Origin of the sequence: Saccharibacillus deserti (assembly GCF_013618475.1) — a bacterium.
Lineage (GTDB): Bacteria > Bacillota > Bacilli > Paenibacillales > Paenibacillaceae > Saccharibacillus > Saccharibacillus deserti.
In genome coordinates this window covers 846831-858994 of record NZ_JABJVN010000001.1, presented here as the reverse complement: position 1 = coordinate 858994, position 12164 = coordinate 846831, and the positions used below count along the sequence as shown (strand labels likewise).

The window sequence follows — 12164 nt, the reverse complement described above, 5'->3', positions numbered from 1 at the left end:
ACCGTATCCCGGCGTGGGACACGGTTTTTTGCTAGTTTTTGGCGATGACCTTTTCCAGCTTCTTCACGAGTTTTTTCGGCGTTTCCGCCCGAACGATCTCGCCTTTGACGATCGCGAACGGTTCGGTGCGGCACAGCCGGCATTCTTTCAGGCAGCCGTCTTTTTTCACTTTCACGTCGTCGTATTTGCTTTTCAGTTCCTTGTAGGCCGGCTTCGAGAAGCGGTCGATGTTTTTTTCGCAAAATTTGATCTTCATCCGTGTTCCTCCATGATGTCTCGCAGCATGTCCCGCACTCTCGTCAAGTCTGCGGGCACGCCGCGTTCGATTTTTGGGTGCGTATTGAATCCGTACTGCGTTAAGCGATGACGGACGTTGCTGCGAATATAATGTTCGTTCGTCGGATGCTGCTCCAATACCTGCTCGTAGACCGGCAGCAGCCGTTTGTCCTTCACGCCGTCAAGCGCCTGAATCGCCGTAAGCTGGACATGGGTCTCGGGATCGCGCAGCAGAATATCGATAAAAGCCTCGACGTAATCGGCTTTGCGGACAGATTTACCGGCCTGCCAGATCGCGCTTTTGCGAATTTCGGCGGCGGGACTTCGGAAGGCGGGCAGCAGCAGAGGAAGCGGTTCGATGCCGGCCGACTCCAATATATAAGTCGCGAAGCGGAACGTCTCTTCGTCCGTTTCCTCCGGAACCGCCGCTTGCAGTGTTTCGGCAAACGTACGGGCCGCTTGTTTGCGATACCCATGGATCAGCTGCACGGCCGCCTTGCGCTTGTCCGCCTGCCCGCTTTCCAGATCTTCCAGCAGAATAGGATCGGCCGAATCCGGCGCATGGGCGGCCAGCAGCGCCAATGCCCAGTAGCGGACTTGATCCGACGGATCGTCCACAGCCTGCTTGGCGAACGCGATCGCGGGATCGCTAAGCTTGGGAAAACGCAGCAGCGCTTTGAGCGCTTCGCCCCGTTCGACTTCGTGCGCAGAGGTCTGCGCCAACGTCAGCAGGTCGGTTTCTCCGCCGCCCGGCGTCGCGGCGAACCAATGGATCTTGAAGCCCGCAATTACCTCGTCGAGCCAGCGTTCGTACCAATCCAGGAAGTTTTTTTCATACACGAAAAACGGCTTGAGATATTCCGTATCCAGATACACGACGCGTCCGCGGTGCTCCCCGCTCACGATCAGCAGCATCTCGCTGCTGCAGCCCATTGTTCCGATCGTAAGCGTCCCCCGCATCAGATCGGCCAGCGCTTCGTCATAGGCATCGTCGTCAAGGTCTTCGTCCCAAACGGGCGGATCGGCTGTTTCTCCGGCAGCCCAAGTCCGATCGGGCTTGAGCTTCGCAGGCTGTCTCAAGCGCACAAGGTCGGGATCCATCCGGCCGACGGCATAAATGCCGTAATACGGCCCGGCTCCTCCGTAAGAACCCGGCCCCCCGTTGCCCACTGCGGTAACAAAAGCGGCGAAATCTTCGGGCAGCGTCACGCCCCACTCCTGTTCCAGCGTATCCAGCTCCGCATGCGTCAGCGGTTCGTTGAGCCGGTAGCAGTGGCTGCTCGCACCAAACACATCGTCCGCTCCGGGAGATTGGGCGGCGAGCAGACGTTTGCGGCGAATCCGCTCGATCTGGACGGCGAAAGGCTCCAGCTGCGGAGCGGCTTCCGTTTTCCCGTCCATATTTTCATTTTTTCGCTCTTTTTTTCTTTTCCATGAAAACATTTGACGGTTTTCCACCTTTCCATTGAGTTGTGCGCCGTTACCTTTTATAATGAAACGGAAAAAGTGTTAAAAATGTTCAACCGAAATCTAACAGAAAAAGGTGTCTTTCATTAATGAGTATACTAAATGTAGAACGACTGAGCCACGGTTTCGGCGACCGGGCCATTTTTAAGGATGTCTCTTTCCGCCTGCTCAAAGGCGAACATATCGGTCTGATCGGCGCCAACGGCGAAGGCAAATCGACGTTTATGAATATCGTAACGGGCAAGCTGCAGCCGGACGAAGGCAAAGTCGAATGGTCCAAGCGCGTTCGCGTCGGCTATCTTGATCAGCATGCCGTGCTGGAGAAAGGCATGACGATCCGCGACGTGCTCAAAAGCGCGTTCCAGTACCTGCTCGATATGGAACAGGAAATGAACGACATGTACGGCCGCATGGGCGACGTCACTCCGGAAGAACTGGAGACGCTGCTGGAACAGGTCGGCACGATTCAAGATACGCTGACGGCGCAGGACTTTTACCTGATCGACGCCAAGATCGACGAAACGGCGCGCGGGCTGGGTCTGACCGACGTGGGCCTCGACAAAGACGTGGACGATCTGTCCGGCGGACAGCGCACGAAGGTTCTTCTGACCAAGCTGCTGCTGGAAAAACCGGACATCCTGCTCCTCGACGAGCCGACCAACTATCTGGACGAAGTGCATATCGGCTGGCTGACGCGCTACCTGCAGGAATACGAGAACGCGTTCATCCTGATCTCCCACGATATTCCGTTCCTGAACAGCGTCGTCAACACCATTTACCATATGGAAAATCAGGAACTGAACCGCTACGTCGGCGACTATGAATACTTCCAGGAAGTATACGCGATGAAAAAGCAGCAGCTGGAATCGGCCTTCAAGCGCCAGCAGCAGGAGATTTCGCAGCTCAAAGACTTTGTGGCGCGCAACAAAGCGAGCGTCGCGACCCGCAACATGGCGATGTCCCGTCAGAAAAAGCTCGACAAGATGGACGTTATCGAACTGGCGCAGGAACGTCCGAAGCCCCAGTTCAACTTCAAGGTCGGCCGTACGGCCGGCAAGCTGATCTTCGAAGCCAAAAATCTCGTTATCGGCTACAACGAACCGCTGTCCCGTCCGCTTGACCTGAAAATGGAACGCGGTCAAAAAATCGCTCTTGTCGGCGCCAACGGCATCGGCAAAACGACGCTGCTGCGCAGTATCCTCGGCGAAATCCAGGCGCTGTCCGGTACCGTCGAACGCGGCGAACACCAGCAGATCGGCTACTTCGAACAGGAAATGAAAGGCGACGGTTCGAAAACGTGTATCGAAGAGATCTGGAGCGAATTCCCTTCGCTGAGCCAATTCGAAGTGCGCGCGGCGCTGGCCAAGTGCGGCTTGACGACGAAGCATATCGAGAGCAAAGTGACCGTTCTCAGCGGCGGCGAGAAAGCCAAAGTCCGTCTGTGCAAACTGATCAACCGCGAAACGAATATCCTCGTGCTCGACGAGCCGACGAACCACTTGGACGTCGATGCGAAAGACGAGCTTAAGCGCGCTTTGCAGGCTTACAAAGGCACGATCCTGATGATTTCCCACGAACCGGAATTCTACCGGGATATCGTGACCGAGACCTGGAACTGCGAATCGTGGACGACGAAAGTCTTCTAAGATTGAATTTCGACAGGAAGCCAAGTAGACTGCGTCTTGGTATCGTTTTTTGAAAACTCTTATACGCAAATAGGCAAAGGGCTTCCTGACGGAAGCCCTTTTTCTTGTCGTCCTATTCGCCAATTGTATTCGTCAGTTCGCCCAGACCCTCGATCGAGACCGTCACTTCGTCGCCGGGCTTCAGCCAGACACGCTCCGCTTCGGGCTTGCCGAGTACGACGCCTTCCGGCGTTCCGGTCAGAATGACGTCTCCCGGCCGAAGCGTGAAATGCCGGGACAGATACGCGATAATGTGGCGGCAGGAAAAGATCATGTCCGAAGTATTCGAATCCTGCACGGTCTGACCGTTTACGCTGGCCGAGATACGCAGCCTATTGGGATCGGGAATCTCGTCGGCGGTTGCGATAAACGGACCCAACGGGGCGAAGCCTGCCCCCGTCTTGCCAAGCAGCCACTGTCCCGAGCGCATCTGCAGATCCCGGGCCGACAGATCGTTGGCACAGCAGTATCCGAACACGAAATCCAGTGCGTCTTCCTCGCTCACGTTCGAAGCGGTGCGCCCGATTACGATACACAGCTCCGCTTCGTAATCAAGCTGCCGCGTTTCGGCGGGATGCAAGATGACGTCTCCGTGCGCGGCTGCGGAATCCGAGAATTTGCCGAACACGACCGGTTCTTTGGGCAGCGCCATGTTCGTCTCTGCGGCATGGCGTCTGTAATTCAGTCCGATACAGACCAGTTTGCCGGGGTTGAGCACGGCCGGCAGAAACCGCACGGCCGATCCTTCCAGACCGATCTCCTCTCCGCTTTGTACCGCCTGTTCCCAAGCTGTCCGGATTTGTCCGATCCGCTCCGGCGATTTCAGCAGTTCGTCCGTCGATGCCGGCGGAACGGTCCATCCTTCCAGCCATGGCGCGAGCGCGCCAAGCGGTACCACACTTCCTTCGGATATCAAAGCGACCCCTGCGGCGCTGCCTTGTTCGATATTGGCGAATTTCATCTTGTTCCCTCCCGCGGTATGTCCCTGCCGGCGGTTCCGGAACTCTTCCGGTCCGCTTCTCTCCATCATACGCCAGCCGAACGGCAAAGCAAATGAAGTCGGTCACCCTTTACTTCTACGCAAAAAGCAAGCACTCGCTTCTGCTGCGGACAGAGGCGGGTGCTTCCCGTAGAGTGCGCTGCGCGCTTATTCGGTTCTCGTTTCGTAAGAGCCTTCCCGGTATCCGTTCTCTCTGGGGGATTCCCGGCGCTCCGCCTGCGTTCTCGTCTCGCGGGTATCCTTCTCCGAATGCCAGGCTTGGATCTTCTTCTTCCGCTTGCGCTGCATCCAACGTTCGATCGGGTTGGCGGATTGACGTTCGGCCAGTGCCTTCTTGATTCCCTTCATCATAAGCTTCGAACGGTCTTCGTCACTGCGTTCCAGCTCGTGGAGGTCCTTCAGAAATTCATCATTCATCGTATGCATCTCCATTAACAAGGTCTCCTCCCATTATATCGAACATATGTTCTTTTGTCGAGTCCGGGTACACAAATGGGCATCGGTCAAGAAGACGGCCTTTCTTCTTCCCCGTGCGGCAGAAGGCCTCCTTCCTGCCGGATCTTGGCCAGAATGCCGGGAATCAGCTCGCGGTAAGCGCCTATTTCGCTGATATCCGACAGATCTCCGATCTCCAGAAGATGGTCTTCTTCCCGATTCTCCAAGTCGAGCAGCAGGCGGTATTCCGACTGGTATTCGTATTCTTTCGGTTTGCGGAAATATCCCCATTTCCCGGTAAAGTTCTCGACTTCGTGATAAGCGACCATGCCTCCGCGCAGACCGAACCCTTTTTTGCGGCAGGCCGCATCGATCCGGTTCCTGAATTCTTTGGGATGGGTAATCACTACCGCGTAATCGCCGAACTTTTCGTTCCACGGATGGATAAGGCTTTCCTGTTCGCCTTGTACATGACGCTGAAGCGATTCGTTCGTCACGCCGTACAGGCTGAGCGAATACTGGCGGTCCGCTTCGTTTTCCTGCAGCACGATCGGGCCTTCCACGTCTTCGAGAGGCTTTCCTCCGACATAGATTTTATAACTGCCCGGATTGTAAATTGCGGAAGCCGCTTCGAATGGATCGTTGCGTCCCGCCTCGTCTTTTTCCTGATTTTTAAAAGCGCTCAGGCATTGAAAATGCAGCTGCCCGCGCCGGAATTTTTCCATAAAACGGCGTTCACCGAATTTGAGCAGTACGTAAATTTTCACCGGCTCGCTCATTGGGTTGCTCCCTTCTCTCTTTTTTATTCCATCTGGCTGTACGAGCGATACTCCATATTTACCCAATCTCCGGCAAAAAAATAAAAACGTTCTCCTTGTAGGAGAACGTTTTGGAATATTTTTTGTAGGTCTCAGACTGCCAACCGTCCCCGCCGCTCCGCTACGGTAATCGAAGCTTCGATGCCCGAACCGAACTCCAGATAGTCGTCTTCGACTCCGTCGCTGAAGATTACGCCGCCCTCGGGCATCTGCGAGACGATCTTGAGCGGGTTTCGCTCGTCGATCCGTCCGAACACCAGATTGGCCGAAGTGGAGCGGCTCGGATAAGGTTCGCGTACACTGAAGTACAGATACGGGGAATCCCAGCCGAACGTCGGGTCCGGTACAAGCGGCTGCTCCGCTCCTCCGCCCGCCTGCGAAGAAATGCCCGCGGCTCCGGCCAGCACGCTGCGCAGCCATCCGGTCGAACCCATGCCCGTCGATACGATGATGCCGCTCGAAGACTGCTGCTCGGCCGCCTCGCTTTGGCGAAGTTCGTATCTCGCCGATACATGCGTGCGACGCCCGATAAACAGATCGTTGACCGCAACCAGCACCTGTCCGTCGTTCAGCTCCGCCTGCGCCAGACGGACTTCCCGGATCGGACGTTTGCCGCGCAGCAGATCCCGTACCGCGGCGGGCAGCTCGGCAATCGTAAACGGCAGCAGGGCTCCGTCCCAGCGCTGCGGATCGGGATTGACCCCGATCAGCGGCTGTTCGGTCACATATTTGAGCGTATTGGCGACTAATCCGTCCTGACCGAGCACCACGACCATATCTTTTTGACCAAAAATAAAATTCGGGACATGCTCGCGGTCGACCTGCTGGACGCGCCCGATACTCGCAAGCGTCTCCGAAGCCCGGTGCAGCGCCGTATGATACAACCGGTCTTCCTGCACATAATCGCTGAAATCCGCTCCCAGCCTTTCCACGAAAAACTGAGCCTGCTGGATCGTGTTATAACGAACCACCAATTCTTCCAGCCGGGTACGGCGTTTCACCAGTATGATCTTTATTTCCGTCTCCGGGCCTGCAGCCTGCAGCCTTCCGCTATCTGCGGCCGCTTCTTTTTTTCCGAAAAAGCTCATCGCGGACCTCCTCCTCTCGCCGCCGGATTCGCCTGCCCGCCCATCAGCCCCTGCAGCAGATCCGGCGTAATGTTCAGCTGGCCGATCTTGTCGGCATTGCCCGCCATGTCGCGGAACGCGATCGCAATCAGCTTGTCCGGCTGCATGTCCATCTGCGCCATCGCTTCGAGCACGCCGGGACTGACGTTCTCGAGCGACTTCATGACCGCGGTCAGCTCGTACGCTTTGGCGTCGGCCGCGACTTTTCGGTTCGATGTCTCCAGACCGATCAGCTCCTGCCGGTCCGATTCCATGCCGATATCGAAGCGCAGCTGTTCTTCCGCCATCTCGTGTTTCTTCTGCTTGACCGCGCGCTCGGCGTTCAGCTGCGTTTCGCGGATCTGCCGCTTTTTGGCCTCGACGGCGATTTCCGTATTAAGTTCGTTCTCTTTCACCTGGCGTTCCTGTTCGATCGAGGCGTTCCGGCGGCGGTACAGGGCTTCGTCCGCATCCTGCAGAATCTCTTCCCGGGCTTTCGCTTCGAGCGCGCGCATGGTGTCTTTGTTGGGCAAAATAGCCAGGATCGACAGACCCATCAATTCCACGCCGAGCGCCGCCATTTCCTCATCCTGCACCAGCTCCGCCCGCAGGCTCTGAGCCAGATTCTCGCTGGCCTGAATCGCTTCGCGGAGCGGCATCCGGGCAAGTCCCCGCTTGATGCGCACTTTGACAATATTCACGACACGCTGGCTCAGCAGAGCCGGATCGTCGGAGAGATAACGCTGCTTTTTCAAGTCATACGTATAATTCAGCACTTCGGTCATGCGGCGGTACTCGGCAATCCGGTAGATCAGCTGTCCCTGGACGGTGATTTTCTGATAATCGCTCGTCATTTCGTCGAACATGAACGGTACATCGATCGAGGAAACCGGAACGACGACGACCGAAGTGGTCGGGGCATAATAGTGGAACGCGAGACCGACGCCTTCTTTGACGACTTTGCCGTTCTTGATCTTCATCACGTACTCGCTGGGCTGGAATTTGGCAAAACGGAATCCGAACATAAGAATTCCCCGCTTTCTTGTTCAATATTGTCATTTCGACTTTAACGAAACTTTATCATATCTTTTTGATATTTTCAATATGATAATTACAATATCTTTTCTTCGCGCATAAAAAAAGCCCGTTCACGGGGAACGAAGCTTGGCGGATCGGTTTTGATCTTTCGGTTAGACGGGTTCGACCTGCCGGTGCGGTTATCTTCGGTACGCGCGGCAGAATCGGAAGATTTCGCAGGAGGGGTTGGCGGGCTGTCCGAGGCTCTCTTCACATGATCCAAGACGGTATCGAACAATTCGAGCTGATCGGGCGAATGACAGACCAGATGCCCGCTGCGCGAAAGAATCAGCAGTTCTTTCCGCTCGGCTCCCAGCCGTTCCTGCAAATAGGCGGCACTGCGGGGTTTGACCAGATGGTCTTTGGCTCCCTGCACGATCAATGCCGGAGCCTGGGCTTCTTCATACCATTCAAGCGATTCGTCGACAAGCCGGTAAAACTCCCTTGCGGCGCGGGAAGGCACAATGAACAGATTGCGGATGTACCGGCCGACCATCTTGGGTTGAACCAGGGTTCTGGCGATCGCGGGCGGATGGAGCGGAAATACCGGCGTGGACAGCAGCGTCAGCGAAGCGATTCGCTCTTTGTACAAAGCGGCCAGCCTCGTTGCGATCAGCGCGCCCGTCGAGAAGCCGATCAGATGCACCTGCCCGTGTTCGTCCAGCAGCTTTCCCAATGCGGCTTCCGCGCTGGCGATCCATTCCCGGCTGCCCGCATCCTGCATTTCTTTTCGGCTTCCGCCGTGACCGCTGAGCGTGAACGTCCCGACCCGTATTCCTTTGCTTTCCAAAAAGCCGGCAAGCGGCGCCAGTTCATGCACGCCGCCCGTGAAACCGTGAATCAGCAGGCAGGCTTCCATCGTTACCCTCTCCCGTCTTTTTCGATTTCGTGCTTTGTTCCATTATAGTCCCAATCGAAAAGAAGCGGCAAAGAAAACGCTTTATTCACGACTTGTTCACTTTAACTTTCAGCCGTTCGATCTTGTGCCGGGCTTCCCTGCCGATCTCCGGATCTTCGTCCGCGCTCAGCCGCTCCAGCAGTGTCCGGGCCCGTTCTCCGTATTCGTCCAATCTCCGAAGCACCATACGCCGCATTTCGGTATCCGGCTCGGCATCGTGCAGCAGACGTTCATACCGGGGCAGCAGTTCCGGCAGCGGAATGCCTTCAAGCGCGCCCAGCGCCGCACGGCGCACTTTCCCGTCCGCATCGCTCAGCGCCGCGCCGAATGCTTCTGCCCAGGCCTGTCTGCCGGGCAGCCGCCCCGCATGAAAAACCGCTTCCCGGCGAATATCGGAATCCGGACAATCAAACAGCGGGATCAGCAGATGAAGCGGGTTAACGGGGCCTTGTTCCAGAATACGGGCGGATTGGCACAGCACCCGGGCATCGGTTTCTTCCGGAAGCAGGCTCGACAGCACATGGGCCAAGCTTCCCCCGCCCGGTTCTCCATGCGCATCGATCTGGCGGGCGGCGTTCAGGCGTTCTTCCGCGATCGGACTGCCCAGCGCCTGTTCCAACCGAGGTACCGCTTCCGCGTAATCTTTTTGGGCCAGGATTTCCAGAGCGGCCATACGCACCGCAGGCGAAACATCGTCGCACTGTTCCAGCAGAAACGCCCGTGTTTCCTGCTTCAATTTCAGCAGTTTGTGCATCCCCCGGATCGCACTGACTTTCACTTTTTCTTCCAGACTCGATAGATAGAGATCGATCAGTATCCCCTCGTCGCGGGCTTCTTCCATTTCGAACCAGCCCGTATCGTAGCCGCCGATAATCTCGTCCAACCAGCGTTCGTACCATTCGAGGAAATTCGCTTCATAGGTAAAAAAAGGAATCTGATGACTGCGGTCGATATAAACGATCCTTCCGCGGTAAGCCCCCGTTACCACCAGCATCATTTCGAACGTCCAACCCATCGTTCCGATATCCAGCAGCCCGCCGTACAATTCGCCTCGCAGGCGTTCTTTCTCCGGTTCGTTTAGCGAAGAATCATCCATAAAAGCGGTCAGTTCCCCCCACTCTTCCTGCGCCATGTCCGGAGCGAGCCGGCATTCCCGATTCAGCAGCCCCGGCGGATGCCCGGCATCCAGCTCCGAGATCCCGTAATAAGGTCCCGCTCCGCCGTTGCCGACGGTTTGCAGGAATTCGGAAAACTCGGCCGGAAGCGCAATCCCCGTTTTCTTTTCGAAAGATTCGATCTTGTCCGCTTCGATCGGTTCGTTCATCCGGTAACCGTGCCGGTTCGCTCCGAATTCTTTCAAAACTGCGTCCCGCCGCGCCGCCATCTTCAGCTTCCAGATAATGCGTTCCAACTGAACCTGCTTTTTCACTTCGTTCCCCTCCCTGAAATAGGCGGCCGATCTTGTGGGTGAGGCCTGCTGCAGCACCCTGATCGAAACGTTTCTCTTACGTGAACGATATGGTTTTTTATATCGCTTGTATGCTATAATTCCCACTTGTAACGGTTGGTATGCTTTCCCTAATCTGCCACTGAGCTTGATTGTAACTCGTTGGGGTGTTTTGTGCAAAATCCCAAATTACCTATTTATTTTTCTTTTTCAAGGATTTATGAGGGATATAAGGAGGAACTGCCATGGACAGCCCGTCTTCCCTTTTTTTGCAGGAAGTTTGGAGCCGGTTGAGCGATATTTATAATAGGGAAAAGCAGCAGATCGATCAAATGAAAGACTGGAGTCCTCTTCAGGCGGGCATCTTCCGGTATGTCAAAATCACGCGTTTGATTCCCAAGCCGGGCCGAACACCTTTTGAGCTGGCTATCGATGTGTATCTCCCGCTGGATTGGAGCGACAGTTCCTACAAATTCGAACTGGAATGCGACGCGGAAAAACTGACCGACGAGCATCTGCGCAGCGAATTCTGGCCCGAACTGCTGAACAACCTGCTTGAACTGCGGCAGTCGGGAACAATGGGCCCGCGCTTTTTCGATTATCGTCTGGACGTCGAACTGGAATTCCGCCGGTCCGATCCCTCCCCCACGCTGAAACTTGCCGAAACCTTGATAGACGAGGCCGCCCGAACCCGGATACGGGAAACTCTGGACCGGTTTATCTCCGAGAAAGTCTTGTCGGATTCGCCGGCCCGCCCCAAACCCAAAGACCTGTTTTTCTTCGCTTCCTGGCTGTTGAATCCGGATTTGCTCCCCGAAGGACGCCTTGTACCCGACCCCGGTCGAATCGGTGAACTGCTAAACGGCGTGAACCGCAAATTCCGCGACCAACCCGAACGGTTGGCCGGATGGCGAGGCGAATACAAGCGGGCGCTGCGGCAGTGGGCGGAGACGTATTTCCTCCCCGTTCACTTCGCCGCCTCGGGCAAATATTCGCTGAGCTTCACGCTCAAACCCGAAGCCCGGCGTCCAATCGTCGATCAAGAAGCACTGGATTTCTTCCTGTTTGCCGCGCTCAAGATCGGGGAGTCCGAACCCAATCTTCGGCTGGAGTATCTGCGTTATGCGGCGATGCTCGATTCCGAGACGGCGGCCCTGTATCTGAAGACCGGCAGCGGCTCGGTAGAGAGCGAACGAATCGGCAGTCTGTTCCGGGGCACAGCGAACGATATTCTGCAGCAAATCGAGCTGAAGATTGTCCGCGAAGAAGCGGCGGCCTACCTCGAAGCGCTGGATTACTTGTGCGATCTGCTGCGCCAGGGCTTCACGAACGAATATGCACTCAAGCTCAAAAGTGCGGCCAAACCTCTGCTTCCGCTGAAAAAGCTGGCCAAATCGCCTCTTCACCGCTTTTTTGCCAATGCGCTTCAATATCCCGAAATATTCCCTGCGATCGCCGAATATGCGGAACTGGCCATGAAAGAGTTCACCTGGTACAACGATACGCCGCCCAGCGAAAAATCGGTGATGCCCGGCACTTATGCGGTGTTCGGACTGGGCCTGTACAGCAAAGCCTATTTCCCGCTAATGCTGCGCTACATGGACCTGGTCGATACGGAGCATCAATCGGCGCAGGATGAGTACGCAGATGCTTTTGCCGAAGCACATTCTCCGGATATCCATACACTGCCTGTGCTTATCGCTATCCTGCGGGCAAGCGGACAGTCGGCCAAACCGATGAAACATGCTCCGATCGACTCGGCGGAACTTGCCGGAATCGTACATAAACAGCTCGAGCCGCTTGAAACCCATGAACGGGAGAACGTGCTGTACCGCCTGTTCGGCGGACAGGCAAAGCTCGTCCGGCTTGCCCAAAAAGCCGAACCCGGTCTGCAGGGCGCCCTGCAAAACCTTGCGGCGCTTCTGCCCGAATCTTCTCATAGAAACAGGTGAATC

11 protein-coding genes are annotated in these 12164 nt (G+C 56.1%); 2 read left to right on the top strand and 9 right to left on the bottom strand.

Annotated elements, in window-relative coordinates; all coding sequences use genetic code 11:
- Nucleotides 1–31: 31 nt before the first annotated feature.
- Together HOP44_RS03855 and HOP44_RS03850 are read right to left on the bottom strand one after the other, a co-directional pair.
- Nucleotides 32–256: a DUF1450 domain-containing protein gene (locus tag HOP44_RS03855; RefSeq protein ID WP_172250708.1), complete on the bottom strand. Its 225-nt coding sequence runs from the start codon at nt 254–256 to the stop codon at nt 32–34.
- Nucleotides 253–1677, bottom strand: a complete 1425-nt coding sequence (locus HOP44_RS03850) for a HEAT repeat domain-containing protein (RefSeq protein WP_172250706.1) — start codon at nt 1675–1677, stop codon at nt 253–255. Before HOP44_RS03850 ends, HOP44_RS03855 begins: the two co-directional genes overlap by 4 nt.
- A 155-nt stretch (nt 1678–1832) precedes the next feature.
- Between HOP44_RS03850 and HOP44_RS03845 the strand changes: the two genes are divergently transcribed.
- On the top strand, nt 1833–3389 hold the full coding sequence (locus HOP44_RS03845) for an ABC-F family ATP-binding cassette domain-containing protein (protein ID WP_172250704.1): 1557 nt from the start codon (nt 1833–1835) through the stop codon (nt 3387–3389).
- A 112-nt stretch (nt 3390–3501) separates the two neighbouring features.
- Here the strand turns inward: HOP44_RS03845 and HOP44_RS03840 are convergent, their stop codons facing one another.
- The 7 genes from HOP44_RS03840 to HOP44_RS23115 form a co-directional block, all read right to left on the bottom strand.
- Nucleotides 3502–4389 carry a fumarylacetoacetate hydrolase family protein gene (locus tag HOP44_RS03840; RefSeq protein WP_172250702.1) on the bottom strand — a complete coding sequence of 296 codons (888 nt, stop codon included), beginning with the start codon at nt 4387–4389 and terminating at the stop codon, nt 3502–3504.
- A 186-nt stretch (nt 4390–4575) separates the two neighbouring features.
- Nucleotides 4576–4860: a hypothetical protein gene (locus tag HOP44_RS03835; RefSeq protein WP_172250700.1), complete on the bottom strand. Its 285-nt coding sequence runs from the start codon at nt 4858–4860 to the stop codon at nt 4576–4578.
- 71 nt (nt 4861–4931) lie between these two features.
- Nucleotides 4932–5642 (bottom strand): hypothetical protein, encoded by a 711-nt coding sequence (locus HOP44_RS03830; protein ID WP_172250698.1) that lies wholly within the window; start codon nt 5640–5642, stop codon nt 4932–4934.
- A 131-nt stretch (nt 5643–5773) separates the two neighbouring features.
- Nucleotides 5774–6769, bottom strand: a complete 996-nt coding sequence (locus HOP44_RS03825) for a diacylglycerol kinase catalytic domain-containing protein (protein WP_246369559.1) — start codon at nt 6767–6769, stop codon at nt 5774–5776.
- On the bottom strand, nt 6766–7812 hold the full coding sequence (locus HOP44_RS03820; protein WP_172250696.1) for an SPFH domain-containing protein: 1047 nt from the start codon (nt 7810–7812) through the stop codon (nt 6766–6768). Before HOP44_RS03820 ends, HOP44_RS03825 begins: the two co-directional genes overlap by 4 nt.
- Before the next feature lie 86 nt (nt 7813–7898).
- Nucleotides 7899–8723 carry an alpha/beta hydrolase gene (locus HOP44_RS03815; protein WP_172250694.1) on the bottom strand — a complete coding sequence of 275 codons (825 nt, stop codon included), beginning with the start codon at nt 8721–8723 and terminating at the stop codon, nt 7899–7901.
- Nucleotides 8724–8808: 85 nt separating this feature from the next.
- A complete protein-coding gene (locus HOP44_RS23115; RefSeq protein WP_172250692.1) occupies nt 8809–10191 on the bottom strand; it encodes a HEAT repeat domain-containing protein in 1383 nt (460 codons plus the stop codon).
- Between the two features lie 263 nt (nt 10192–10454).
- On the opposite strand from HOP44_RS23115, the gene HOP44_RS03805 reads away from it, so the two are divergent.
- Nucleotides 10455–12161 (top strand): DUF6138 family protein, encoded by a 1707-nt coding sequence (locus HOP44_RS03805; RefSeq protein ID WP_172250690.1) that lies wholly within the window; start codon nt 10455–10457, stop codon nt 12159–12161.
- The last annotated feature ends 3 nt before the right edge of the window (nt 12162–12164 follow it).

Excerpts from the sequence above, each read along its gene's own strand:
- HOP44_RS03855 (WP_172250708.1), bottom strand. The coding sequence starts at position 256 with ATGAAGATCAAATTTTGCGAAAAAAACATCGACCGCTTCTCGAAGCCG.
- HOP44_RS03850 (WP_172250706.1), bottom strand. The coding sequence starts at position 1,677 with ATGGACGGGAAAACGGAAGCCGCTCCGCAGCTGGAGCCTTTCGCCGTC.
- HOP44_RS03845 (WP_172250704.1), top strand. The coding sequence starts at position 1,833 with ATGAGTATACTAAATGTAGAACGACTGAGCCACGGTTTCGGCGACCGG.
- HOP44_RS03840 (WP_172250702.1), bottom strand. The coding sequence starts at position 4,389 with ATGAAATTCGCCAATATCGAACAAGGCAGCGCCGCAGGGGTCGCTTTG.
- HOP44_RS03835 (WP_172250700.1), bottom strand. The coding sequence starts at position 4,860 with ATGGAGATGCATACGATGAATGATGAATTTCTGAAGGACCTCCACGAG.
- HOP44_RS03830 (WP_172250698.1), bottom strand. The coding sequence starts at position 5,642 with ATGAGCGAGCCGGTGAAAATTTACGTACTGCTCAAATTCGGTGAACGC.
- HOP44_RS03825 (WP_246369559.1), bottom strand. The coding sequence starts at position 6,769 with ATGAGCTTTTTCGGAAAAAAAGAAGCGGCCGCAGATAGCGGAAGGCTG.
- HOP44_RS03820 (WP_172250696.1), bottom strand. The coding sequence starts at position 7,812 with ATGTTCGGATTCCGTTTTGCCAAATTCCAGCCCAGCGAGTACGTGATG.
- HOP44_RS03815 (WP_172250694.1), bottom strand. The coding sequence starts at position 8,723 with ATGGAAGCCTGCCTGCTGATTCACGGTTTCACGGGCGGCGTGCATGAA.
- HOP44_RS03805 (WP_172250690.1), top strand. The coding sequence starts at position 10,455 with ATGGACAGCCCGTCTTCCCTTTTTTTGCAGGAAGTTTGGAGCCGGTTG.